The sequence below is a fragment of the Streptomyces sp. NPDC007983 genome (assembly GCF_042958345.1).
Taxonomy (GTDB): domain Bacteria; phylum Actinomycetota; class Actinomycetes; order Streptomycetales; family Streptomycetaceae; genus Streptomyces.
In genome coordinates this window covers 381574-407167 of sequence record NZ_JBIBJI010000004.1, presented here as the reverse complement: position 1 = coordinate 407167, position 25594 = coordinate 381574, and the positions used below count along the sequence as shown (strand labels likewise).

Below are 25594 nucleotides of genomic sequence, written 5' to 3'. Positions count from 1 at the left end.
CCGAGGAAGGCGCTGAGCCATGATCCTGCTGCTGTCGACGTCCGACACCGACCTGCTCAGTGCCCGCGCGGCCACGGGCCCGGTGCCGTACCGCCTCGCCAACCCGGCGCGGCTCCCGCTCGACGATCTGCCCGGCCTCCTCGACGGCGTCGAACTCGTCGTCGTGCGGCTGCTCGGTGGCATCCGCGCCTGGGAGGACGGCCTCGAGACCCTGCTCGCGGGCGACCTCCCCGTCGTCGTGCTCACCGGTGAACAGGCGCCCGACGCCCAGCTCATGGAGGCGTCCACGGTCCCGGTGGGAATCGCCGCCGAGGCCCATGCCTACCTCGCGCACGGCGGCCCCGCCAACCTGGACCAGCTGGCGCGCTTCCTGTCCGACACCGTGCTGCTCACCGGCCACGGCTTCGAACCGCCCGCCACCGCCCCCACCTGGGGGCCGCTGGAGCGGACCGCGCGCGAGGGCGTCACCGGCCCGACGATCGCCGTGCTCTACTACCGGGCCCACCACATGAGCGGCAACACCGCCTTCGTGGAGGCGCTGTGCCAGGCCGTCGAGGACGCCGGAGGACGGCCGCTGCCGCTGTTCGTCGCCTCCCTCCGGGCCCCCGAACCCGAGCTGATCGAGGCGCTCGGCGCGGCCGACGCCGTCGTCACCACCGTGCTCGCCGCGGGCGGCACCCGCCCCGCCGAGGCGTCGGCGGGCGGCGACGACGAGGCGTGGGACGCGGGCGCGCTCGCCGCGCTCGACGTCCCCGTGCTGCAGGCGCTGTGCCTGACCTCGCCGCGCAGCGCGTGGGAGGAGAACGACGAGGGCCTGTCGCCGCTGGACGCCGCGACCCAGGTCGCCGTGCCGGAGTTCGACGGGCGGCTGATCACCGTGCCGTTCTCCTTCAAGGAGGTCGACGAGGACGGCCTGCCGGTCTACGCCGCCGACCCCGAGCGCGCCGCGCGTGTCGCCGGAATCGCCGTACGACACGCCCGGCTCCGGCACATACCGGCGGCCGACAAGCGCCTCGCGCTCGTCCTGTCCGCCTACCCCACCAAGCACTCCCGGATCGGCAACGCGGTCGGCCTCGACACCCCCGCCAGCGCCGTCGCCCTGCTGCGGCGGCTGCGCGCCGAAGGGTACGACCTCGGCCCCGAAGAGGGCCCCGGAGCGCTCCCGGGCCTCGCCTCCGGCGTCGGCGACGAACTGATCTACGCCCTCATCGAGGCGGGCGGCCACGACCAGGACTGGCTCACCGAGGAGCAGCTGGCCAAGAACCCGGTCCGCGTCCCCGCCGCCGACTACCGCCGCTGGTACGCCACGCTGCCGCGGGAGCTGCGCGACGCGGTCGAGGAGCACTGGGGTCCGCCGCCCGGCGAGATGTTCGTGGACACCAGCCGCGACCCCGAGGGCGAGATCGTCCTCGCCGCGCTGCGCCACGGCAACCTCCTGGTCGTCATCCAGCCGCCGCGCGGCTTCGGCGAGAACCCCATCGCCATCTACCACGACCCCGATCTGCCGCCCTCGCACCACTACCTGGCCGCCTACCGCTGGATGGCGACCCCGCAGGCCGACGGCGGCTTCGGCGCCGACGCCATGGTGCACCTGGGCAAGCACGGCAACCTGGAGTGGCTGCCGGGCAAGAACGCGGGCCTGTCCGCCGCCTGCGGCCCCGACGCCGCGCTCGGCGACCTGCCGCTGATCTACCCCTTCCTGGTCAACGACCCCGGCGAGGGCACCCAGGCCAAGCGCCGCGTCCACGCCACCCTGGTCGACCACCTCGTACCGCCGATGGCACGCGCCGACTCCTACGGCGACATCGCCCGGCTGGAACAGCTGCTGGACGAGTACGCCGCCATCTCCGCGATGGACCCGGCCAAGCTCCCCGCCATCCGCGCCCAGATCTGGACCCTGATCCAGGCCGCCCGGCTCGACCACGACCTGGGGCTCGAGGAGCGGCCCGACGACGAGGGCTTCGACGACTTCCTGCTGCACGTCGACGGCTGGCTGTGCGAGGTCAAGGACGCCCAGATCCGCGACGGTCTGCACGTGCTCGGCGGCGCGCCGACCGGCCCCGAGCGGGTCAACCTCGTCCTGGCCATCCTGCGCGCCCGCCAGATCTGGGGCGGTACGTCGGCGCTCCCCGGGCTGCGCGAGGCGCTGGGCCTGGACGAGTCGGCCGCCACCCGCTCGGGCGCGGACGAGGCCGAGGAGCGCGCCCGCGCCCTCGTCCAGGCGATGGAGGACGCGGACTGGGCCCCGGAGGCCGCCGAGAAGGCCGCCCTGGACCTGCCCGAGGAGCGGCGGGCCGCCGTCACCGCGATCCTGGAGTTCGCCGCCGGCGAGGTCGTGCCGCGCCTCGCCGCGACGACCGACGAGATCGACCACGCCGTGCACGCCCTGAACGGCGGCTTCGTGCCCGCAGGGCCGTCCGGATCGCCGCTGCGCGGACTGGTCAACGTCCTGCCGACCGGCCGTAACTTCTACTCCGTCGACCCCAAGGCCGTGCCCAGCCGGCTGGCCTGGGAGACCGGCCAGGCGCTCGCCGACTCGCTGCTGGAGCGCTACCGCGCCGACAACGACGGCCAGTACCCGCGGTCGGTCGGCCTGTCGCTGTGGGGCACGAGCGCCATGCGCACCTCCGGGGACGACGTGGCCGAGGCGCTGGCGCTGATGGGCATCCGCCCGGTGTGGGACGACGCCTCGCGGCGTGTGACCGGACTCGAACCCGTGCCCGCCGGCCAGCTGGGCCGCCCGCGCGTCGACGTCACCCTGCGCATCAGCGGTTTCTTCCGCGACGCCTTCCCGCACGTCGTCGGGCTGCTGGACGACGCCGTACGGCTCGCCGCGTCCCTCGACGAGGCCGACGACGTCAACTACGTACGCGCCCACACCCGCGCCGACCTCGCCGAGCACGGCGACGAGCGCCGCGCCACCACCCGCATCTTCGGCTCCCGGCCGGGGACGTACGGCGCGGGGCTGCTCCAGCTCATCGACAGCCGCGACTGGCGCACCGACGCCGACCTCGCCGAGGTCTACACGGTGTGGGGCGGCTACGCCTACGGCCGCGGTCTCGAGGGCCGCCCGGCGCGCGAGGAGATGGAGAGCGCGTACCGCAGGATCGCGGTCGCGGCGAAGAACACCGACACGCGCGAGCACGACATCGCCGACTCGGACGACTACTTCCAGTACCACGGCGGCATGGTCGCCACCGTGCGCGCGCTGAAGGGCACCGCCCCGGCCGCGTACATCGGCGACTCCACCCGCCCCGAGACGGTGCGCACCCGCACCCTGCACGAGGAGACCTCGCGGGTCTTCCGGGCCCGGGTGGTCAACCCGCGCTGGATCGAGGCGATGCGCCGGCACGGCTACAAGGGCGCCTTCGAGCTCGCCGCCACCGTCGACTACCTCTTCGGCTACGACGCCACCACCGGCGTGGTCGCCGACTGGATGTACGACAAGCTCGCCCAGACCTATCTGCTCGACCCGGAGAACCGCGCGTTCCTGGAGGAGGCCAACCCCTGGGCGCTGCACGGCATGGCCGAGCGGCTGCTGGAGGCCGAGAGCCGCGGTCTGTGGGAGGAGCCGGACCCGGAGGTGCTGGAGCGGGTACGGGAGCTGTTCCTGGAGACGGAGGGCGGCCTGGAGGGCGGGGACGACTGAGGTCCCCCAGGAAGCAGGACAGGCGGCGGCTCAGCCGGAGGACGGCCGGGCCGCCGCCCGGATCCGGTCCGGCCAGGGCGGACAGTTGATCAGTTCGGTCCACTCGCGGTCGTACGCCCCGGGCACCGCCCGCCCCGCGGACGACCAGCGCTCCACCAGCGCCGCGTAGATCGGTACGCAGCTCGACTGGTGCAGCGTCTGGTGAACCGTTCCGCCGCCTTCGGTGCTCCGGTCCAGCGCTCTGCTCGGCTGCGAGAGAGAACGGCGTCGCATCGTCGTCGTCATGTTCGGCCAACGCGCCGCGCCCCGCGGGGTCACCTCCTTCGCGCCGACCTCACCCGCACCGGCGTGGCCTCGTACACATCAGCGGACCCGCGATCGCCTGCCCGGGTGACGTCCGCTCCGCAACCCGGTGCGCCGCGTATTTCCCCGGCCTGACAATGAAAAGCGTTGCCGAATCCATAAGGCAATGCCACCTGATAACCGTGTCCATTGCAGCCTTTGGAGAATTCCCCGAAGTGCTGTTCAATTGCCGCTGTCCATAAGCGATCCGAGGAGGAGCGGGTGGGAGCCCATACGCACGGACACGGTGAGGGTCATGGCGGGCACACGCACGGTGTGGCGGAGAACGCCGACCGCCGGTGGCTGTCCATCGCTCTCGCGCTGATCACCGGATTTATGCTGGTGGAAGTCGTGATCGGAGTGATCGCGCGGTCGGTGGCGCTGCTTTCCGACGCGGCGCACATGCTCACCGACGCTGCCTCGATCGTCCTCGCGCTCATCGCGATCCGGCTTTCGGCCCGGCCCGCCCGGGGCGGCTATACGTATGGGCTCAAGCGGTCGGAAATCCTTTCCGCGCAGGCCAATGGGCTTTCCCTGCTGCTACTCGGCGCATACCTCGGCTATGAGTCGGTGGAGCGGCTGATCGACCCGCCCGAGGTGACCGGTGGACTGGTGCTGGCCGTGGCGCTCGCCGGGATCGTGGTGAACATCGCGGCGGCGTGGTGCATGTCGAAGGCGAACCGCGCCTCACTGAATATCGAAGGCGCCTTCCAGCATGTGCTGAACGACCTCTACGCCTTCATCGCCACCGCGATCGCCGGGCTGGTGGTGGTGACCACCGGCTTCGCCCGGGCCGACGCGATCGCCGGACTCATCGTGGTCGCTCTCATGATCAAGGCGGGGGTGGAGCTGCTGCGGGCCTCCGGGCGCGTCCTGCTGGAGGCGGCTCCCGCCGGGGTCGAGCCCGACGAGATCGGAAGCCTGCTGGCCTCCCACGCCGAGGTGGCCGAGGTGCACGATCTGCACGTCTGGCAGATCACCTCGGGCGAGGTCTCGCTGTCCGCCCATGTCCTGGTCGCGGCGGAGGGCGACTGCCACGCGGTGCGGGAAGGGCTGGAGGAGGTGCTGCGCGAGGAGTACGGCATCACCCACACCACGCTCCAGGTGGACCACCTCGACACCATGAAGCCCCGGCCCCGTACGGACGGGGAGGAGCACCGCCGCGCGGACGAAGCGCTCGTCGAGCACTGCCTGACCGCCCACGGCCCGGTCCACCGGGCGGAGGCGCACGACCACTGAGCACGACCACTGAGCACGACCACTGGCGGGGCCGCCGCGTGACAGGGCCCGGGGGCGGCTTCCGCACCCGGGCCCAGCGGCGTCACCGCCGTGCGCGGAACCTCAGCCGACGGTGCCCGTGACGGCCGGGACCGCCGCCGAGACGGTCAGCTCCCGCTCCGCCGCGCGCTCCAGCTCGGTCTGCCGGGCGGCCTCCCGGGCGGCGAAGGGGCACTGCCAGTCGGGCGGCTTGGGACGGCCCGAGTACCGGCGGGCCTCGGACAGCTCCTCGTACTCGTACAGGTTGGGATTGATATCCCCCTGCAGCTGGATGTCCTGCTTGCGGATCTTCTCCGCGAGCCGGTCCCACATCCCGGCGCCCTTGATCCGGTCGAACTGCTCATGGGAGTTGAAGGCCAGCATCGGGAAGGGCGGCCTGCGGCCGAACCGGCGGTGGGTCTCATGCAGGCCGATCACGAAGAAGGGATGGCCGGCCACGCTGAACGCGAACTCGGGGGACTGCGGATCGGACGAATAGCCCTCCGCCCAATGATGGAAATCCGCGTCCTGCTCATGGAGCAGTTGCAGCTGCTGCCAGAGGAGCTCTTCGAATCGCAGCTCATCGACCCCGCGCGGTTGCTCGAAGGTCGCGATGAAACTGGTGAATGTCCGGGCGCTCCAGTCCGCCGAACTCACGAACTCCGCCAGATCGAGCGCCAGCAGCCGGGCGGAATCCTCGCCCCCCAGCAGGTCATAGTGGCGGTGAGTGATGCCTCCCCGGCGCCAGGCGGAACGCCCCGCCAGGCACGCGAACCGTTCCCCGAGGATGAACTCCTCGACGTCACCACGCGCATCCACCGTCATGGCCAGCCTTTCTTCCACCTACGTGCCTCCTCGCAGGGGTCATCTCCTTCACACATCCGAAAGCGCCCACCCCTCACCGGCGGTACCCGGAAGGACCGAGTCCGCTGGAGGACGGGGAAGGTCACTTGGTGATTGTGACGGGCCGAGGCCGATCAACGAAATTCGTGGCGAGCTTCGTACCGAAGAAATCGCCCACGGCGGGATGTTCGTCGCGAACGGTCGCCGGATAACGGTCGTATCAGGCGGCGGCCGGACCGGTCGACGGCTTGAACACGACGGTCAGAAGCGACTTCGCGAGCTGCGCGAGCAGCGCTTCCAGGGCCATGCGGGCCAGCTTGGCCAGGACGGTCGTCAGGATGTCGGCCACGGGTTACCTCACTGGACGGAACAGATCTTCATGGAGGCGGCCGCCGGAAGTGAGGCATCCGCTTCCATTTCCGGAGCCTGGCCCGAGCGGGCAAGCGGGTCACGCACGCAGGGTAAAAATCGGGTGAACTCGGGTGAACGACGACAAGTTCCCGATGCGGGGCCGGGCCCCAGGCCGCGTCCCTAGACCGCGCAGGGAACCCGCCGGGAGAACAGCAGCCGCGGTGCGGCGGCGGCGCCCAGGGTCGCACCGGCCGAGCACACGCCCACCACCGTCCAGGCCACCGGCCCCAGCGGCGTACAGCCGAAGAAGTGGCTGACGACCGGCGTCTCGACCACCGCGAACAGGACGGCCGCCGACGCCACGCCGGTGACCAGCACCAGTGGGCTGTGCCAGTCGGTGATGAACGTCTGGCCCAGCTGGGTGCCGACCAGCGCGGCGAGCCCCATGGTGCTCGCCCGCCGGTCCCGGCCCGTCATCCGCCCGCACGTCCACGCCGCCGCGGCGCCCAGCGCGGTGGCGGTGCCGCGCACGGCCAGGATGCTGCCCAGGTCGGGGCCGAGCAGGGCGGGGGAGGGGCCGCCGGCCAGCGGATCCTCCCCGTCCGTGCCCTCCCGGGTCCGGGCCAGGGCGACCGCGAGCGCGGGCAGCATGTCGGTGAGCAGGTTGACCAGCAGCAGCTGACGGGTGCCGAGCGGCGCCCGGCCCGCCGCCGCCGCGCCCAGCACGGTGAAGGCGACCTCGCCCGCGTTGCCGCCGACCAGGATCGCCACCGCGTCCCGCACACTGCGCCACAGCGCCCGGCCCTCCCGCAGCGCGTCGAGGATCCGGGTCGGGTCCGGATCGGTGAGGATCAGGTCCGCCGCGGCCCGGGCCGAGGTCGAGCCGTGGGCCGAGAGGCCGATGCCCACGTCCGCGAGGCGGATCGCGGCCGCGTCGTTGACCCCGTCCCCGGTCATGGCCACCACCCGCCCGGCCTGCCGCAGCGCCTGGACGATACGGACCTTGTGCTCGGGGGAGACCCGGGCGAAGACGGTGGTCCGGGAGATCCGCTCGACCCGCTCCTTCTCCGGCAGGGTGTCCAGCTCCGCGCCGGTGAGCACCGGGCCGGAGTCGGGGATGCCCAGCTCGCGGGCGATGGCGGCGGCCGTGGTCGGATGATCGCCGGTGATCATCTTGATGCTCACCCCGGCGTCGGTCAGCCGCTTGACGGTCTCCGCGGCCCCTGGCCGCGTGGTGTCGGCGATGGCGATGAAGCCGAGCAGGGTCAGCCCCCGGGCCAGCTCGGCCAGGGTCGCCCCCGGCGTGTCGGGCGTGTCGGCCGTATCGGGCAGGGCCTCGGCCACCGCCAGGACCCGCAGCCCGTCGGAGGCCAGCGAGTGCAGCAGGCGCTCGGTGGAGCGCAGCCGCTCGGGGGTCAGCGGTACGGCGCCGTCCGCCGCCACCGGCCCCAGGGCGGAGGTGCACCGGGCGAGCACGATCTCGGGCGCCCCCTTGACGGCGAGTCGCGGCCGGCCGGACTCGGTGCCCAGACACGCCGAGAAGCCGCGGCTGGCCTCGAACAGCAGCTCGGACACCGGCCGCCAGGCGTCGTCCCCGTCGCAGTGCGCGGCCGCCGCGTCGACCACGGCCTGGTCGGTGGCGTGGGCGAGCGCCCGGCCGCCGTCGGGGCCGGGGCAGGCCCGGGCCGCGGTGCGCAGCAGCCGACGGCCCAGGACTCCGCCGATCGGCAGGTCGTGGTCATACGCCGCCACCCGGGCCACGGACAGCCGCCCCTCGGTCAGCGTGCCGGTCTTGTCGAAGCACACCGTGTCGACCCGGCCCAGCGCCTCCAGCACCCGGGGCGAGCGGGTCAGCACCCCGCGGTGCGACAGGCGGCGCGCCGCTGCGGACTGCGCCACGGTGGCCACCAGCGGCAGCCCCTCGGGCACGGCGGCCACCGCGACGGCCACCCCGGTGGCCAGCGCCTCGCGCACCGGCGTGCCGTGCAGCAGCCCCAGCAGGGTGACGGCGGCGCCGCCGAGCCCGGTGGCGGGCAGCGCGACCCTGGTCAGCGCGGCGAGCCGGCCCTCGATGCCGAGCGGAGTCACGGCGTGCCCGGCCAGTGCGGCGGCGCGCCCCGCCTCGGTCTGCGACCCGGCGGCCACGACCACCGCGCAGCCGGTCCCGGCCAGCACGGTGCAGCCCTGGTAGAGCATGCAGGAACGGTCCGCCAGATCGGCGCCGGGCGTGGCGGCGGGGTCCTTGGGGACCGGCCCCGACTCGCCGGTCAGCCCCGCCTCGTCCAGCTCCAGCCGGTCGCTCACCAGCAGCCGGGCGTCGGCCGGTACGACGTCCGAGGGCCGCAGCGCGATGATGTCGCCGACCGTCAGGTCCTCGGCGGGCACGCGCCGTGCCGGGGCTGCCACCAGCCCGGCGAAGAACGCCTCGCGGTCCATCGCCATCCCGTCCGCCGGGGACATCGCGGGCGCCCAGTCGACCAGCCGGGCGTGCCGCTGCTCGCTCAGCAGCAGGCCCCGCAGCGAGCGGTCGGCCCGCAGCCGTTGCGCGCCGCTGATCACCGCGTTGCCCGCCATGACGCCGATGACCAGGAGGGAGTCCACTCCGGACCCCACCGCAGCGGACGCCGCGGCGCCCAGGGCCAGCACCGGGGTCAGGGGATCGCGCAGTTCCTCGCGCACCGCGCCGACCAGCGCCGCGGCGTCCCGGGCCAGCGCGCCGACGGGGGAGGCGGCGGCGCCCGCGGCCCCGGCCCGTACGACCAGCTCCGCGGCCTTGCGCACCGGGCGCGTCCCGGCCGCCCACACCGGGCGTGTCACCGCCTCGGCCTCCTTGCCCTGCGACACGCCGGAGGCCGGCGGCTCCGCCCGGTGCTCCTGGAACGCGCGGGTCACGCTCAGCGTCTCCCGCGCCCCCAGCATGTGCCAGTTGCCGCGCACCCGCTCCGCCGGAAGCGGACGGCGCTGTACCCGGTGCGCCGCGCGCATCCCCCCGAGCACGGCCAGGAAGGCCGCGCTGTACACCGGGGAGGTGGCGAACCCGACCGCCGTGGGCCGGGTGCCCGCGGCGGCGATCAGCGCGCCGAGCGCGGAGCCGCCCATCGACAGCCGGGCCGACCGGTGGCTGACCCCGCGCGCGTCCTCCAGCGCCCGCAGCACCCGCCACGCCTGGGCGAGCCCGGGGCCGCAGAGCAGATCCGCCGACCAGCACACCCGCGCCTCGCCGCGCCGTACGACGCCGATGCCGAGGTCGGCCGCGCCCAGCGCCTCGTCCTCCTCGGCGCTGATCAGCAGCACCCCGTGGCCGTCGCTCTGCAACCGGCGCACCCGGTCCGGCAGCGCCATGCCGCGGGCGAGCAGTTCGTCCGCCCACGGGGCGATCTCCTCCGCGCTGGCGTGTTCGGTGAGCAGCAGACGGTCCGCACCGGCGCGGGCGGCGGCCACCACGGCGTCGGCCAGCGGGTCGAGTTCGCAGCCGATGCGGACCCGCGCCTGCCGCCGGCCGTGCGGGTCGCACAGGTCCACGGTCATCGCCGACGGGCTCGACGGGTGGGCCGCGGGGACGTCGTCCGGCCGCTCCAGCCGCCAGGACCCGCGGGACCAGGGCCCCTCGCCGGAGAGTTCCGGCAACGCGCGGCGGTCCAGGACGGACTGCGCGGCGCTCCACGCCCCGGCCTCGTCCAGGTCGCCGACGGTGACCACCGACAGCAGCCGCGGTCGCCGGGTGCACAGCACCCGCGAGTCGATCAGGACCGCCGAGATCCGGTCCAGCAGCCGCAGCGCGGCGCCGTCCATGGGCACCACGCCCCCGCGTGCCAGGGCGTCGCCCAGCCGGGCGGCGAACGCCTCCCGGCCCATGGCGGCGGCCCTCGGCACGGTGGCCAGGATCGCCTCCGCGGCCCGCGCCGGATCCCGCCTCCAGGCCAGCAGCCCGCCCGCCCCCATCAGGGACGCCAGCGAGGTGCGGTCGACACACGTCTCGACCGGCCCGGCGGGCAGCGGCGCCGGGCGGGCAGCGGGGGGATGCGAGCGCGGCGGCAGCCCGTCGGAGCCCGGCACCAGATCCGGTTCGCGGCGCCGCCATACGGCCTGCCGGCCGCGGATCTCGGCGAGTTGCAGGACGCGTTGCACCGCGTCCAGGGCCAGCGGGGCCTCACCCCTGGTCAGCGCGTGCACCGCCGCGCCCGACACGCCGATCAGCAGGGTGGTGTGGGCGTGGCCGAGCCGGGACTCCAGCAGACCGCGCAGCCGCGGCTGGATCTCGGCCAGCACCACCGGGAGCCGCAGCGCGGGGGTGAGCGCGGGCAGCAGCGTCACGCGCCGGACCGTCGCCGTCAGCAGGCCCACGCAGTCGGCGACGAGGGCGGTGGCGGCCAGCGTGGCGGGGGCGGTGTCGTACGGCGGAATCGGGCGCTCGCCCGGGAAGGTGTCCGTGTCGCTCCCGTGCGCCTTCTCGATGTGCTCGATCAGCTGGAGCACCTCGTCGGCGTCGAGATGGTCCTCGTCGTAGTCGACCAGCACCTGGCCCACGACCGCGTTCACCTCGGCCCAGTTGACGCCGTGCAGACGGCGCAGCGCGGCCGTCAGCTGTCCGGCCAGCCGGTCGTGCGCCTCCCCGTGTCCGGTGAGCCCGCGCACCTCCACATGCGCCCGGCCCGGCCGCGCCCACACCCTGCGGCGGGTGCGCCGCTCGCCGGTGTCCCGCAGGACGTCGGCGGCGTCCGCGAGGAGCGGTCGCAGGGCGCTGACGCCGCGAACCGGCAGGGCGATGAGATCGGACAGCATCGCGAATGGCAGCACCGGCCGCGCTCCCTCGGTCGCCGGAAAACCCAAATGACAGTATGTTTACCTAATTACCCGGAAAAGTAACAAAAGGGGCGGCCAGAAGGAGGAAGGCGTGAGCGCAGCCACGACATCCAAGACGACCGACACCCGGAAGACGGGCCGCAACACCGCGAAGAACGGCGGCCGCACCGTCACCTTCACCGTCCCGCGCGCCGCGATGGCCACGGCGAACGCCGCCGCGATGCCGATCAGGACCGCGCGCCGGGTGCTGCCCGCCAAGGGCGGGCTCCCGCTCTACGTCGGCCTCGGCGCGATGGGCATCGCGGGCGTACTGGAATGGCCGATCGCGGTGGGCGTCGGCCTCGGCTACGCCGTCCTGCGCAACCCGCCGCCGGGTTCCGAGACGCCGAACGCGAAGGGCGCGGCCGCGTAACGCCGTTGCCCCCGCCGTCAGGCCCCCCTCGTCACCGGCCCGGCGGGTGCACCTCCTCCAGCCGGACCGGCGGCAGGAACTCGCCGATCAGGGTGCGATGCCACCACCCGCCGCCGGCGCGCCGCTCCCGCCGGGTGGTGAAGCGGTAGAGGTACAGCCGGGCCCGGATGTGGGTGGGCGGCGCGTCCGGGAAGGGGGAGGCGCGCAGCAGCTTCAGCGTGGCCCGGTCGTTCACCAGCAGCTTGCCGACGAGCGGGGTGAACCAGGACCCGGCGTACGCCGAGGAGATCCCGGCGAACCACATCATCCAGTCCAGCCGCAGGTGGTACGGCGCGAACTGACGCGGCATCCTGCGCACATCGCCCGGCTTGCCCCGGAACTCGTACTCCTTCCACACGGTGTCCGGGGTGAGCACGGGTTCGTCGGTGCCCTCGATCACCACCTCCTGCCGGCTGCGGTTGACGCTGCCGAAGGCGCCGTAGGTGTTGACCAGATGGAGCGGATTGAAGGAGTAGTTCATCAGCTGGCGGCCCGAGAGGAGATTGCGGGCGGGCCAGTAGCTGAGCACCGCGACGAAGACGAAGGCCGCCGCCACCAGGACCTCGTACCAGACCGGGGGAGCGGGAAGCGGGGGCGGCGCCGGCAGCGGCAGCACCTCGGCGGCCATCCGCCCGTCGACCGCGGCGAGGGCCAGCAGGATCGTCACCCAGTTCAGCCAGGAGAAGTTGCCGGAGGCCACCAGCCACAGCTGGGTGACCACGATGACGCCCGCGGCCACGCTCGCGGCGGGCTGCGGGGTGAACAGCGCCAGCGGGACGACGAGCTGCGCCACATGGTTGGCGGCCGTCTCGACCCGGTGCAGGCGCTTCGGCAGATGGTGGAAGTACCAGCTCAGCGGGTTCGGCATCGGCTGGGTCTCATGGTGGTAGTACAGGCAGGTCAGATCGCGCCAGCAGCGGTCCCCGCGCAGCTTGATGAGCCCGGCGCCGAACTCCAGCCGGAACAGCAGCCAGCGCAGCAGCCACAGCATCAGCACCGGCGGCGCGGTCCGCTCGTTCCCCAGGAACACGGCCAGGAACCCGGCCTCCAGCAGCAGCGACTCCCAGCCGAAGCCGTACCACACCTGCCCCACGTTGACGATGGACAGATACAGCAGCCACAGCACCAGCCACGCCGCCATCGCGGCCCACAGCGGCACGTCGTCGGCGGCCCCCGCCAGCACGGCGGCGGCCAGCGCGGCACCGAGCCAGGCCAGGGCGGTGAAGAAGCGGTCGGAGTAGTGCAGATGGAACAGGCTGGGCGAGCGGCGGAACGGCACCCGCGCGAGGAACCGGGGCGCCGGGGTGAGCCCCCGTTCGCCGATCAGGGCCCGGGCCTGGGTGGCCGCCGTCAGGAAGGCGATCAGGTAGACGGCGGCCAGTCCTCGCTGGAGGACCAGCCGGCTCAGCCAGTAGCCGGACGACGTGAACCACTCCATAAGGGCTGCTCCCTGGGCCTGTTGCCGCCGAGGCCTGCGGCTATCCGTACCACCTCCGGCGAGTGCCCGCAGCGCGGCGGGGCATTCGGGCCCGGCGGGGCCGCTGAACCGGTTCAGACCCGGCGGGCCGGAGGCGGCGCCGTGCTGGCACGGGGGGTGAGGGCCGGGGTGGGGGCCTGATGGGCGCGGGGCTCGGCCCGGTCCAGGACGTCGAACAGCCGGCGCGCCACCTCCGCCCCGAAGCCGGACACATCGTGGCTCATGGCCGACAGCGTCGGATGCGTCAGGCGGCACAGCTGGGAGTCGTCCCACGCCAGCAGCGACACATCGGCCGGGACCGTGAGCCCCATCTCGGCCGCCACCGAAAGACCGGCCACCGCCATGATGTCGTTGTCGTAGATGATGGCCGTCGGCCGGTCGCCCGAGGCCAGCAGGGCGCGGGTGGCCCGCGCCCCCTCCTCGCCGGAGAAGTCCGTGGTCACCGTGCGCCCCAACCCGAGCCCCAACTCGCCCAAGGTGGCCTCGAAGGCCGCCGTGCGCACGGTGCTGTGGCCGAGCGCGGGCGCGCCGCCGACCCGGGCGATCCGCCGGTGGCCTAGGGCCGCCAGATAGCGCACCGCCTCGCCCACCGCGGTGGCGTCGTCGGTCCACACCGAGGTGAGTCCGCCCGCAAGGGACGGGTGCCCGGCGGCGACGGCGGGCAGCCCGAGCCGCCGCAGCGCGGGAACGCGCGGATCGCCGTCGCGCAGGTCGACCAGGATCGAGCCGCCCACCTGGCGCCCGCGCCACCACGCCTCCTGGACCTCGATCTCCTCCGCCACGTCCCGCACCAGCCGCAGCAGCAGCGAGCAGGACCGCTCGACCAGCACGCTCTCGATGCCCGACACGAACTCCATGAACCAGGGTTCGAGCCCCAGCGTCCGGGCCGGGCGGGCGATGGCCAGCCCGACCGTGTCCACCCGGGAGCCGGCCAGCGAGCGGGCGGAGAGATGGGGAGCCCAGCCCAGTTCGCGGGCGGCCGCGAAGATACGGTCCCGGGTGGCCGGGGAGACGCCGGGCCGGTCGTTGAAGGCGAGGGACACCGCGCCCTTGGAGACCCCGGCGCGCGCGGCCACGTCCCGTATGGTGACGCGCCGCCCCCGGCCCGCCCCGGCCTCGCCGTCCATAACCGCTCCCCCGTGTCCGGCCCGCGTGAACCGGCACACGATATCGCGGTGGTGAACCGGTCCAGCGGGTCGCGGCGGCCTTCAGGGAGCGGGCACCTCAGGGGCCTCGCGGACGTCGGCGTCGACGAGACGGAGCCGCCGGAGCGTCCCGCGCAGCGCGGCCAGGCCGGGCAGCCCCGGTGGCACCGGCAGCCGGTGCCACGGCACATAGCGGTCGACCAGGCCGAGGGCCAGGCGCGCCCCGGCCCGCACCGGCACCCCGAGGACCGTGTCGCGCGGCGGCGGCGCGGCGCCGGCGCACAGCCCGAGCCGATGCGCGGCGGCCGTCTCGTACGCCGCCTTACGGGCCCGGTTGAGGTTGCCCAGCGGCCGGAACTCCTCCGTGGTGTGCCACGGGTTGAACGCCAGCTGCTCGACCCGGCGGGCCGCCGCCCGGGCCTCGGCGGTGTCGAGAGCCTGGCGGGGTACGGTCAGCAGCGCCACCGGGACGACCGGGGCGTCGCTCTCCCGCCACTCCACCGAGCCGTCCTCGACCGGGGTGCGGCGCTCGTCCGCGTAGCGCTGCACACACAGCTCGAAGCACACGTCGCCGGTGGCCAGCCGCATCGTCAGTTCATGGCGGAGGTAGTCCGGGTCGGAGCTGTCGGGAAGCGGCGCGGGGGTACCGCCCGGGGCCGGGCGCAGCTGGTAGCGCACGGGCCCGGCCGCGCCCCACAGGATCGCGCCCCGGCTCCAGAAGGTCTCGCGGGCCAGCGAGCCGACCGCGTAGCGGGTCGCGGTGTGCACATTGCGGCGCATCCGGTCGGCGGCTCCCCAGCCCACGGCCAGCGGCAGCCTGACGAAGAGCCCGAACGCCCGCTCGACCGTGGTGTCCGCGCCCGCCGTCGCCTTGGCGAAGGCCACGAACTCGCGCGCGTCCGCGGCATGGGACACCGGGAAGCTGGTGGCCAGCAGATCGTGGCTCTCCCCGGGGCGGGCCTGGACCCGCACCGCCATCCCGCGCAGATCGGGAGTGGCGTCATGGCGCTCGGTGCCGCTCTCGTTGGACAGCCGCACCACGGCCGGGTATTCGGCGCCCGGCCGGGCGTATCCCACGCACAGCTCGGGCGGAAGGCTGTCGTGGAAGCGCAGCCGCGCGTTCTCCACGCCGAGCGCCGCTTTCGCGTGGAACGTGCGCAGCAGCTGGGCGCCGCCCGACGCCCGCTGGTGCGCCCGCTGGACGCTCATCAGCTCGCGTGCCAGCTTCTCGAAGAGCAGCCGCTCGGCCTCGGGGCTGCCCCCTTCGTACGCCTCATGAGCCTCGTACGGCTCGTACTGCGGTACGGACCGCTCACGCTGTCCGGTCTCGGGCATGGGACTCTCCGTACGGGACGAATGAGGCATCAAGGATCAAAAGCGTCAAGCAGACAAGAGAGACAGTAGGGGAGGAGACCGCACCCCGCAGCCCGGAGTGGTACGAGGGTGGGGCGCGGGCGGCCGGACGCGCCCCGGGCGGTGCTGCGGCACACTGGTGGCATGCCGGAGCTGCCCGAGGTGGAGGCCCTCACCGGGATCCTGGCCGACCGCGCGGTGGGCCGGGAGATCGCCCGCGTCCTGCCCGTCGCGGTGAGCGTGCTGAAGACGTACGACCCGCCGCTGACCGCCCTCGAAGGCCGCACCGTCACGCAGGCCGGCCGCCACGGCAAGTTCCTCGACCTGGCCACCGACGGCCCCCATCTGGTCATCCATCTCGCCCGCGCGGGCTGGCTGCGCTGGAAGGACGGGCTGCCCGAGGCCCCGCCGCGCCCCGGCCGTGGCCCGCTGGCGCTGCGGCTGCTGCTCTCCGGGCCGGAGCGCTCCGGTTTCGACCTCACCGAGGCGGGCTCCCGCAAGGGGCTGGCCGTGTACTGCGTGGGCGACCCCGCCGAGGTGCCGGGCATCGCCCGCCTGGGCCCCGACCCGCTCGAAGACTCCTTCACCCAAGAGGCGTTCGCCGGGCTGCTGCGCGGCGTACGCCACCGGATCAAGGGCGTGCTCCGCGACCAGAGCGTCATCGCCGGGATCGGGAACGCCTACTCCGACGAGATCCTGCACGCCGCCCGGATGTCGCCCTACCGGCTCGCCTCGGACCTCTCCGAGGAGGAGATCGCCGTCCTGTACGAGGTGATGGGCGCCACCCTGCGGGACGCCGTCGAACGCTCCCGGGGGCTCGCGGCCGGGGACCTCAAGGCGGAGAAGCGCAGCGGGATGCGGGTGCACGGCCGCACCGGAGAGCCCTGCCCGGTGTGCGGCGACACCGTCCGCGAGGTGTCCTTCAAGGACTCCTCGCTCCAGTACTGCCCCACCTGCCAGACCGGCGGCAAACCGCTCGCCGACCGCCGGATGTCCCGGCTGCTCAAGTAGCCGCCCCCGCACACCGCCGTACCGGCCTTGGCGAACCCGCCCCGGGACCCGCGTGCGGGCCCTATGGTGCTGTCACCTTTTCCCGACCCTCTGTCACGGAGCACCATGACCAAGGCCCTGATCATCGGTGGCGGCATCGCCGGTACGGTCACCGCGATGGCCCTGCACAAGGCGGGCATCGACGCGGTCGTCTACGAGGCGTACCCTCCCGGCGCCACCGACACGGGCGGTGCGTTCCTGCTCGTCGCGAACAACGGCCTGGAGGCGCTGCGCACCATCGACGCCCATGGGCCGGTCCTGGAGCACGCCTTCCCGGCCACCCGCGTCGAATTCATCAGCAACACCGGCAAACGGCTGGGCGACAAGCCGATGGCCGGCGCGGAGGACGGCGGGCTCGGGGCGGTCACGATCAGACGCGCCACCCTGGCCCGGGTGCTGCGCGAGGAAGCGGTGCGCCGCGGAGTGCGCATCGAGCACGGCAAGCGGCTGCTGGCCGCCCAGACCGGCCCGGACGGCACGATCGTGGGATCCTTCGCGGACGGCGGCCGGGCCGTGGGCGACGTCCTCGTCGGCGCCGACGGAATCCACTCCCTCATCCGCCGGACCATCGACGCGGGCGCGCCCCGGCCCCGCTACACCGGACAGCACACGGTGTGCGGCTACACCCGCGACGCCGCCGAACCGCCCGCCCCGGAGACCTACCGGATGGTCTTCGGCAAGCAGGCGTTCTTCGGCTGCACCACCGCGCCCGACGGCGAGGTGTGGTGGTTCAGCAACGCCCCGGCGGCCGAACTGTCCAAGGCGGAGCTGGCCGCCGTCACCCCCGGGCAGTGGCGGGAGCGGCTGACGGAACTGTTCGCCGAGGACCACACCCCGGCCGCCGACATCGTCCGCGCCACCGGCGAGAGCATCGTCGCCACCGCCGCGTACGACCTCGTCTCCACCCCCGTCTGGTCCGAGGAGGGCATGGTCATCGTGGGGGACGCGGCGCACGCGTGCGCGCCCAACGCCGCCCAGGGCGCCTCGCTGGCCATCGAGGACGGTGTGGTGCTCGCCAAGTGCCTGCGCGATCTGCCCGGCCCGCGGTCGGCGCTCGCCGCGTACGAGGGGCTGCGCCGCGAACGGGTCGAGAAGGTGGCCGCGAACAGCGCGGGCCTGGCCCGCCGCAACGCCCCCGGGCCCGTCAAGCGGGCCCTGCGGGACGCCACGATGCCCCGCAGGCTCGACCGGGCGGGCACCACCGGCGACGACTGGCAGACCGGCTACCGCATCGACTGGGACGAACCGGTCCGGTCATAGCCCCCGCGGCAGCCCCCGGCGCGGGCGGCGGGATTGTCCACCGGGCCGAGGCCGGCCGCCACCCCAGGTTTGACCTCGGCCCACACGGGCACTTGGAGCGCTCTGCCCTCCGTACGCCCGGGAGTCCGTGTGAGCCCAGTACGCATCGTGATCGTGGGGGCCGGTTTCGCCGGTTACCAGGCCGCCCGTACGCTGTCCCGCGCTCTGCGCCGCACGGCGGAAATCGTCCTGATCAACCCCAACGACTACTTTCTGTACCTGCCGCTGCTCCCCGAGGTGGCCGCCGGGGTCCTGGAACCCCGACGGGTTTCGGTGTCCCTCACCGGCACCCTGCCGCACGTCCGGCTGGTGCTGGGCAACGTCGACTCCGTCGACCTCACCGGCCGCCGGGTGGCCTGGACCGACCCCGAGGGCGTGCGCGGCGAGATGAGCTACGACCGGCTCGTCCTGGCGGTGGGCAGCGTCAACAAGCTGCTGCCGATCCCGGGCGTGGCCGAGCACGCCCACGGCTTCCGCGGCATGCCGGAGGCCCTGTACCTGCGGGACCACGTCACCCGCCAGCTCGAGATGGCGGCCAACACCCGGGACCCCCGGGAGCGGGCCGCGCGCAAGACCTTCGTGGTGGTGGGCGCCGGATACACCGGCACCGAAGTGGCCGCCCACGGCGTGCTGTTCACCGACTCGCTCGCCCGGCGGAACGCAGCGCTGCGCGGCGAGTCCCGGCCCCGCTGGATGCTGCTCGACGTGGCCAAGAGGGTGCTGCCCAGCCTCGACGAACGGCTCTCCCGCACCGCCGGCCGGGTGCTGCGGCGGCGCGGTGTGCACGTCCGGATGGGCACCTCGGTCAAGGAGGCCACCTCCGAGGGAGTGCTTCTGGACGACGGCGAGTTCATCGACACCCGGTCGCTGATCTGGTGCGTCGGCGTACGCCCCGACCCGCTGGTGGAGGACCTCGGGCTGGCGACCGAGCACGGGCGGCTGCGGGTCGACCAGTATCTGGCCGTCCCCGGCCATCCGGAGGTGCTGGCCTGCGGGGACGCCGCCGCGGTGCCGGATCTGACCCGGCCGGGCGAGTTCACGCCGATGACCGCGCAGCACGCGCAGCGCCAGGGCAAGGTGGCCGCCCACAACATCCTCGCCTCCTTCGGACGCGGCACCCCGCGCCCGTACAAACACCACGACCTGGGGTTCACGGTCGATCTCGGCGGGGTACAAGCGGCCGCGGACCCACTGCACATCCCGCTGGCCGGCCCCGCGGCCAACGCGGTCACCCGCGGCTACCACCTGATGGCGATGCCCGGCAACCGGATCCGGGTGGCCGCCGACTGGCTGCTGGACGCGGCGCTGCCGCCGCAGGCGGTCCAGTTCGGCCTGGTGCCGTCCTGGTCGGTGCCGCTGGACACCGAGTCGCCCGAGGTCGCGCGGCACGGCCGTGGCGGCGGCTGAACAGGCGGGACAGGCTGAACAGGCGGAACAGGCTGAATCAGGCGGAAAGCCCGGGCGGCCGAACGCCGGAAGGCCGAGCCGCCGGAAGAACCTGGAAGGAGAACAATGCGACACGAACAGCTCAGCGAGCTCGGGCAGCAGCTGCGGGTGGACTCCGTGCGGTCCTCGGCCGCCGCCGGGTCCGGCCACCCCACCTCGTCGATGTCGGCGGCGGACCTGATGGCCGTCCTCATGGGCAACCATCTGCGCTATGACTTCGAAAAGCCGGAGCACCCGGGCAACGACCACCTGATCTTCTCCAAGGGGCACGCCTCCCCGCTGCTGTACTCGCTCTACAAGGCGGCCGGGGCGCTCAAGGACGAGGAACTGCTCACCTTCCGCAAGCTCGGCAGCCGGCTGGAGGGCCACCCCACCCCCGAACTGCCCTGGGTGGACGTGGCCACCGGATCGCTCGGCCAGGGGCTGCCCTTCGGCGTCGGCATGGCGCTGGCCGGAAAGCGGCTCGACCACGTCTCCAGCCGGGTCTGGGTGCTGTGCGGGGACAGCGAGATGGCCGAGGGCTCGGTCTGGGAGGCGTTCGAGCACGCGGGCCACGAACGGCTCGACAACCTCACCGCCATCATCGACGTCAACCGGCTCGGCCAGCGCGGGCCCACCCGCCACCAGTGGGACCTCGACGCCTACGCCCGCCGCATCCGTGCCTTCGACTGGCACACCATCGAGGTCGACGGGCACGACATCGCCGCGATCGACCGCGCCTACGGCGAGGCGACGTCGACCGTCGGCCGCCCCACCGCCATCATCGCCCGCACCCAGAAGGGCCGCGGCGTCGCCTCCGCGGAGAACCACGAGGGCATGCACGGCAAGCCGCTGAAGGACCCCGAGGAGGCCATCGCCGAACTCGGCGGCGTACGGAACATGGCGGTACCGGTGCTCGGCCCGCCCGCGGAGAAGCCCACCCGGCCCGCCTCGGAAGGCCCGCTGAGCCTGCCGCGCTTCAACACCGGCGACACCGTCCCCACCCGCGACGCGTTCGGCGAGGCGCTGGCCGCCGTCGGCACCGCCCGCGGCGATGTGGTGGCCCTCGACGGCGAGGTGGGCGACTCGACCCGGCTGGAGTACTTCCACAAGGAACACCCCGAGCGCTACTTCGAGTTCTACATCGCCGAACAGCAGATGGTGGCCGCCGCGGTGGGCATGCAGACGCGCGGCTGGACCCCGTACGCCTGCACCTTCGCCGCCTTCCTCACCCGCGCCTACGACTTCGTCCGGATGGCCTCCGTCAGCCGCGCCGACCTCAACCTGGTCGGCTCGCACGCCGGGGTCGCCATCGGCCAGGACGGGCCCTCGCAGATGGGTCTGGAGGACCTGGCGGCGATGAGGGCCGTGCACGGCAGCACCGTGCTCTACCCGTGCGACGCCAACCAGACCGCCCAGCTGACCGCGACCATGGCCGAGCTGTCGGGCATCCGCTACCTGCGCACCTCGCGCGGCGGAACGCCCGTCATCTACCCGTCCTCCGAGCGCTTCCCCATCGGCGGGTCCAAGATCCTGCGCGCCACCGAGAGCGACCGCGTCACCCTCGTCGCGGCCGGGGTCACCGTCCACGAGGCCATCGCCGCCGCCGACCGGCTCGCCCAGGACGGCATCTCCGCCCGCGTCATCGACCTGTACTCGCTCAAGCCGGTCGACGCCGAGGCGCTGCGCACCGCCGCCGAGGTGACGGGCCGTCTGATCACCGTCGAGGACCACCACCCCGAGGGCGGTGTGGGCGACGCGGTCCAGGGCGCCTTCGCCGACGGCGGCCCGGCGCCGCGCATCGTGCGGCTCGCCGTACGGAACATGCCGATGTCCGGCACCCCGGCCGAGCAGCTGAACCAGGCCGGGATCGACGCCGAGGCGATCACCGCGGCGGCCCGCGAACTCGTGGCCGCCTGAGGCGACTTCAGCCGATGAGGGAGATCTGAGCCGAGCACACCCCGACAGACCCCAGAACATCTCCATGTGACGAAGTCCCTCTCGTCACCCGTGGGCCCCTCCCGTACGCTGCTGCCCAGTTCTGATGGCAGCGGCAGGGGTGGGGTCGGATGGGCAACCTGGGGGGATCCGCGTCCGGCAGGGCGCGGCACACGCGAACGGTGGCGGTCGCCGCGGCGGCCGCCGCACTGTGTCTGACGGCATCGGCGGGCGCGAGCCCGGCCGCCGCGGCCGAGCCGTCGTACGCCGCCACCACGGGGGTGGGCGTGCACAACGCGTACGAGAAGGCGAAGTATCCGTACTTCGCCGACGCGCTCGACTCCGGTGCCTCCCTGCTCGAACTCGACGTGTGGACCAACGTGTTCGGCGCCGGGTGGCGGGTCTCGCACAGCAACCCGCTCGGCAACGACAACAACTGCGAGAACGCCGCCACCCCCGCCGAACTGCGCACCAAGGCCCGCAACCAGAGCCTGGCGGGCTGCCTCGCCGACATGAGGGCCTGGCACGACGCCCACCCCGGCCACCGTCCCATCGTCATCAAGACGGAGCTGAAGGACGGTTTCTACGACAAGAGCGGCCGCGGCCCCGACGACCTCGACGCGCTCCTCGGCGCCACCCTCGGCGACGCGCTGCTGCGCCCCGCTGACGTGGTGGGCGACCACACCGACCTGGACGAGGCGGTACGGGCCGGGGCCTGGCCGTCCCGGTCCGCGCTCGCGGGCAAGTTCATCGTCGAGCTGATCCCCGGCACCGTCGAGGAGAACAACCCGCTCGACACCCTGTGGACCGACCGCGAGTACGCCACTCGTCTGCGCGATCTCGCCGCCGCCGGAAACCTCCGCCAGGCGGCCGCCTTCCCCGCCGTCCACACCGCCGCCGCCGGCGACCCGCGCACCCGCTACCAGGACGCCGCGATCCGCCCGTGGTTCGTGTTCTTCGACGGCGACGCCTCCGCGTACGTCACCCGGAACATCGACACCGCCTGGTACGACGCCCGCCACTACATCCTGATCATGACCGACGCGCAGAACGTCGCGCCCGCCATCGACGGCACCCACCCCACCGAGGCCCAGGCCCGGGCGCGGGTGAACGACCTCGCCGCGCGGCACGCCAGCCTCGCGACCGCCGACTGGTATCCGCTGCCGTCCGTGCTGTCCGCCGTCGTCCCCCGTGGCTGAATCAGCCGGGCAGATCTCCGGAGCCGGAGTCGGTCTCCTCCAGCCGGAATCCGACCTTCAGCCCTACCTGGTAGTGCGCGATCCGGCCGTCCTCGATATGCCCGCGGACGGCGCCGACCTCGAACCAGTCGAGATTGCGCAGCGTCTTCGAGGCGCGGCTGATGCCGCTGCGGATCGCGTCGTCGACGCTCTCGGTGGACGAGCCGACGATCTCCGTCACCCGGTAGGTATGGGACATGGCAGTCTCCCCGGTCCTGGGGTGGTCCGATGGTTCCTCTCCCCACGGTGCCTCACCGCGCCCCGGTCCGCGAGCCGGAGGCGGCCGCCGCGCCCGGCGGGCTACGGCACCACCGTGACCGGCCAGCGCCCCGCCTTGACCAGCCGGACCGCCACCGAGCCGACGATGCGGTGCCCCGCCTGCTCGGACGCGCCGACCACCACCGCGTCGGCCTTCAGCTCGTCCGCCGCCGTCACCAGGCCGTTGTACGGATCGCCGCGGAAGGTGTGGAACTCCCAGCGCACCTCGAAGACGCCGCGCAGCCGCTCGGTCGCCTCGCGCACCTCCCGCAGCAGCTCCTCGGCCACCTCTCCCGTGGTGTCCGCCACGGAGGCGCCCAGCGCCGCACCGGCCGCCATCACGGGCTGGATGTACACCAGGGCGAGCAGCGCGTTCTGGCGTCTGGCCAGCCCCGCGGCGTACGCGACGGCACGCCAGGACGAGTCGGAGCCGTCGACACCGGCCACGATAACCTTCGGACCGTCAGTTCCGCGCTCGAAGGACGCGGGAAGTTTGTCCACCACATCTGCGAGGCTAGCGCCAGGGAGAAACGGGTGATCATCCGACCCGTCCCGCGGCGCGACCACGCCGTGACCGCAACATGACCGCCGACCGTACGACAGGAGAAACAATGGGCGGCACGCACCGGGGCGAACTACTCGCCATCAGTGACCTGCACGTGGCCTACGAGGAGAACCGGTCGATCGTGGAGCGGCTGCGGCCCGGCTCCGAGGACGACTGGCTGATCGTCGCCGGGGACGTCGGCGAGGTCTTCGCCGACATCGAATGGGCGCTGGGGCTGCTGAGCGAGCGCTTCGCCAAGGTCATCTGGTCGCCGGGCAACCATGAGCTGTGGACCCACCCCAAGGACCCGGTGAAGGCCCGGGGCGTGGCGCGCTACGGGGCGCTGGTGGAGATGTGCCGGAGCAAGGGCGTCGTCACGCCCGAGGACCCGTACCCGGTGTGGGAGGGCATCGGCGGGCCGCTCACCATCGCCCCGCTGTTCCTGCTCTACGACTACACCTTCCGCCTCGACGGCCTCACCACGAAGGAGGCCGCCCTCGCCCACGCCCACGACGAGGGCGTGATCTGCACCGACGAGCACGTCCTGCACCCGGACCCCTACCCCACCCGCGACGCCTGGTGCCGCGCCCGGGTCGCCGAGACCGAGGCCCGGCTCGCGGCCTGCGACCCCGCGCTGAAGACGGTGCTCATCAACCACTGGCCGATGACCCGGCTGCCCACCCGCGTGCTGCGCTACCCCGACTTCGCCCTGTGGTGCGGCACCGAGTTGACCGCCGACTGGCACGTCCGGTTCCGCGCCGAGACCGTCGTCTACGGGCATCTGCACATCCCGCGGACCACGGTGGAGGACGGGGTGAAGTTCCAGGAGGTCTCGGTCGGCTACCCGCGCGAGTGGAAGGCCCACGGCCGGCTGCCCGAGGACCCGCTGCGCCGGGTGCTCCCGGTGCCCGTGTCCTGACCCGGGCCGCCGACCGGCGGGGACGGGGTCACAGACTTCCTCGTACGCCGGGGAACAGGTCGGTGAAGGGCGTCGTCGCGTCGCCGACCGACCGTCCGAAGGGCTCGTCGAAGTCCCACACCAGGTAGAGCAGGAAGATGATGAGGGCGGTGAACATCACCGCCAGCATCAGTTCCCGTGGCGAGCGGCGGATCTGCAGGGTGAAGACCAGCCCGATCACCAGCGCCGCGCCGAACAGCAGCCCGAACCAGACCACCTCGGGCATCGTCGGCCCCGCGCTCTGCTGGCGGGCGCCCCGCGCGTCGTCGACGGCGGCCACCTGGTCCACGAGCGGCTGGTAGGCCTGCGCCTGGAGGTCGCTGTGCGGCTTGGCCATGGTGACGTCGTGCCGCAGCCTGGCCAGCAGGTCGGTGCCCCGGTCGGTCAGTTCGCCCTGGTCGACCATCACCTTCCACTCCCGGGACACCACATGGCGCACATACGCGTCGACGTCGTCGCGGATGCGGTCGCGCACCGGCTGGGGGTAGACGCTCACCCGCTCGGTCACCTCGTGCAGCGCCTGGGCCTCCGTCCGCACCCCGTCCTGGGCGGCGCCGCGGGTCTCCCAGACCCCGGCGATGGCCAGGCCCAGCACGATCGCGTAGACCACGCCGATCATCATGATCATGTAGTCGAGGACATCGGGGGTCTCGCTCGGATCGTCGTCCTCGCCGAGCCGGCGGGCGTTGAGGATCGCGAGGACGACGACGACCGAGCAGATCCCGGCCGTCAGAAGAGTCAGAATCAGCCATTCGGGCATGGGTAACCTCCGGTACGAAAAGGCCGGGACGGCCGGCGGTGGGCGCGGGTCAGCCGCGGCGGCTGCCGCGCGAGCCGGAGCGCGAGCGCGAGCGGGGACGGAGCGCGGCGGCCGCGAGGACCGCGGGCGCGGTGAGCAGCAGGGTGAACGTGACCAAGGAGGTCCCGCCGTCGGGTTGGTGGTGCGCGGGCTTGTGATACGCGCGCACCTCGACGCGGCGGGTCCCGCTCGGCGCGGGAGCCGGCTCGGCGGACGGTGCCGGTGGTTCCGGGGGCCGGGTCGGCGGAGCGACCGGAAGCGGCGCCGCGGGGCGCCGCGTGGACGGCGCGGGCGCGGGGGCGGGCTCTGCCGGCCGGGTGGGCGCGGGGGCGCGCGGCGGCGTGGGGCGCGGCGCCGGGGTGGCCGAAGGCGAGGCGCTGGGCCTGGGCGTCGGCGAAGGGGTCGGCGTGGGGC

At 73.5% G+C, this 25594-nt stretch carries 19 protein-coding genes; 9 read left to right on the top strand and 10 right to left on the bottom strand.

From position 1 onward, the window contains the following. The first annotated feature begins 19 nt into the window (after positions 1-19). Entirely contained in the window at positions 20-3649 is a 3630-nt protein-coding gene (gene cobN / locus ACFZCY_RS15345; RefSeq protein ID WP_391172779.1) for a cobaltochelatase subunit CobN, read from the top strand. Positions 3650-3679: 30 nt separating this feature from the next. On the opposite strand, the gene ACFZCY_RS15340 is transcribed toward cobN, so the two are convergent. Continuing rightward, positions 3680-3922 (bottom strand): hypothetical protein, encoded by a 243-nt coding sequence (locus ACFZCY_RS15340; protein WP_391172777.1) that lies wholly within the window; start codon positions 3920-3922, stop codon positions 3680-3682. Positions 3923-4213: 291 nt separating this feature from the next. On the opposite strand from ACFZCY_RS15340, the gene ACFZCY_RS15335 reads away from it, so the two are divergent. Continuing rightward, positions 4214-5230, top strand: a complete 1017-nt coding sequence (locus tag ACFZCY_RS15335) for a cation diffusion facilitator family transporter (RefSeq protein WP_391172775.1) — start codon at positions 4214-4216, stop codon at positions 5228-5230. A gap of 102 nt (positions 5231-5332) precedes the next feature. Here the strand turns inward: ACFZCY_RS15335 and gntA are convergent, their stop codons facing one another. From gntA to ACFZCY_RS15320, 3 genes are all read right to left on the bottom strand, one after another. After that, positions 5333-6091: a guanitoxin biosynthesis heme-dependent pre-guanitoxin N-hydroxylase GntA gene (gene gntA, locus ACFZCY_RS15330; protein WP_391172773.1), complete on the bottom strand. Its 759-nt coding sequence runs from the start codon at positions 6089-6091 to the stop codon at positions 5333-5335. A gap of 220 nt (positions 6092-6311) precedes the next feature. Beyond that, positions 6312-6440: a hypothetical protein gene (locus tag ACFZCY_RS15325; protein ID WP_391172771.1), complete on the bottom strand. Its 129-nt coding sequence runs from the start codon at positions 6438-6440 to the stop codon at positions 6312-6314. Positions 6441-6622: 182 nt separating this feature from the next. Beyond that, positions 6623-11239, bottom strand: a complete 4617-nt coding sequence (locus ACFZCY_RS15320; protein WP_391172769.1) for an HAD-IC family P-type ATPase — start codon at positions 11237-11239, stop codon at positions 6623-6625. 97 nt (positions 11240-11336) lie between these two features. Here ACFZCY_RS15320 and ACFZCY_RS15315 point away from each other — a divergent pair, with 97 nt between their 5' ends. Next, positions 11337-11657 (top strand): hypothetical protein, encoded by a 321-nt coding sequence (locus ACFZCY_RS15315; RefSeq protein WP_391172767.1) that lies wholly within the window; start codon positions 11337-11339, stop codon positions 11655-11657. 31 nt (positions 11658-11688) lie between these two features. Here ACFZCY_RS15315 and ACFZCY_RS15310 read toward each other — a convergent pair whose 3' ends face one another. The 3 genes from ACFZCY_RS15310 to ACFZCY_RS15300 all read right to left on the bottom strand — a co-directional run bounded on the left by ACFZCY_RS15310 (position 11689) and on the right by ACFZCY_RS15300 (position 15653). After that, a complete protein-coding gene (locus tag ACFZCY_RS15310; RefSeq protein ID WP_391172765.1) occupies positions 11689-13134 on the bottom strand; it encodes a lipase maturation factor family protein in 1446 nt (481 codons plus the stop codon). 113 nt (positions 13135-13247) lie between these two features. After that, positions 13248-14300 carry a substrate-binding domain-containing protein gene (locus ACFZCY_RS15305; protein ID WP_391172763.1) on the bottom strand — a complete coding sequence of 351 codons (1053 nt, stop codon included), beginning with the start codon at positions 14298-14300 and terminating at the stop codon, positions 13248-13250. Between the two features lie 81 nt (positions 14301-14381). Continuing rightward, positions 14382-15653: a hypothetical protein gene (locus ACFZCY_RS15300; protein WP_391172761.1), complete on the bottom strand. Its 1272-nt coding sequence runs from the start codon at positions 15651-15653 to the stop codon at positions 14382-14384. Positions 15654-15815: 162 nt separating this feature from the next. Here ACFZCY_RS15300 and ACFZCY_RS15295 point away from each other — a divergent pair, with 162 nt between their 5' ends. The 5 genes from ACFZCY_RS15295 to ACFZCY_RS15275 all read left to right on the top strand — a co-directional run bounded on the left by ACFZCY_RS15295 (position 15816) and on the right by ACFZCY_RS15275 (position 22582). Beyond that, the gene (locus ACFZCY_RS15295; protein WP_391172759.1) at positions 15816-16682 is read left to right on the top strand and encodes a DNA-formamidopyrimidine glycosylase family protein; all 867 of its coding nucleotides are present in this window, start codon (positions 15816-15818) and stop codon (positions 16680-16682) included. A 105-nt stretch (positions 16683-16787) separates the two neighbouring features. After that, on the top strand, positions 16788-17981 hold the full coding sequence (locus tag ACFZCY_RS15290) for an FAD-dependent monooxygenase (RefSeq protein WP_391172757.1): 1194 nt from the start codon (positions 16788-16790) through the stop codon (positions 17979-17981). Between the two features lie 129 nt (positions 17982-18110). Beyond that, complete coding sequence (locus ACFZCY_RS15285) at positions 18111-19427, top strand: FAD-dependent oxidoreductase (protein ID WP_391172755.1); 1317 nt, start codon at positions 18111-18113, stop codon at positions 19425-19427. A gap of 105 nt (positions 19428-19532) precedes the next feature. Continuing rightward, positions 19533-21365, top strand: a complete 1833-nt coding sequence (locus ACFZCY_RS15280) for a transketolase (RefSeq protein ID WP_391172753.1) — start codon at positions 19533-19535, stop codon at positions 21363-21365. A gap of 149 nt (positions 21366-21514) precedes the next feature. Next, on the top strand, positions 21515-22582 hold the full coding sequence (locus ACFZCY_RS15275; RefSeq protein ID WP_391172751.1) for a Ca2+-dependent phosphoinositide-specific phospholipase C: 1068 nt from the start codon (positions 21515-21517) through the stop codon (positions 22580-22582). A gap of 1 nt (position 22583) precedes the next feature. Here ACFZCY_RS15275 and ACFZCY_RS15270 read toward each other — a convergent pair whose 3' ends face one another. Beyond that, positions 22584-22820 (bottom strand): dodecin, encoded by a 237-nt coding sequence (locus ACFZCY_RS15270; RefSeq protein ID WP_361473092.1) that lies wholly within the window; start codon positions 22818-22820, stop codon positions 22584-22586. Between the two features lie 101 nt (positions 22821-22921). After that, positions 22922-23383 carry a universal stress protein gene (locus tag ACFZCY_RS15265; protein ID WP_391172748.1) on the bottom strand — a complete coding sequence of 154 codons (462 nt, stop codon included), beginning with the start codon at positions 23381-23383 and terminating at the stop codon, positions 22922-22924. A 107-nt stretch (positions 23384-23490) separates the two neighbouring features. On the opposite strand from ACFZCY_RS15265, the gene ACFZCY_RS15260 reads away from it, so the two are divergent. Beyond that, positions 23491-24342 carry a metallophosphoesterase gene (locus ACFZCY_RS15260; RefSeq protein ID WP_391172746.1) on the top strand — a complete coding sequence of 284 codons (852 nt, stop codon included), beginning with the start codon at positions 23491-23493 and terminating at the stop codon, positions 24340-24342. A gap of 28 nt (positions 24343-24370) precedes the next feature. Here ACFZCY_RS15260 and ACFZCY_RS15255 read toward each other — a convergent pair whose 3' ends face one another. Next, positions 24371-25141: a DUF4239 domain-containing protein gene (locus ACFZCY_RS15255; RefSeq protein ID WP_391172744.1), complete on the bottom strand. Its 771-nt coding sequence runs from the start codon at positions 25139-25141 to the stop codon at positions 24371-24373. Positions 25142-25594: the final 453 nt, after the last annotated feature.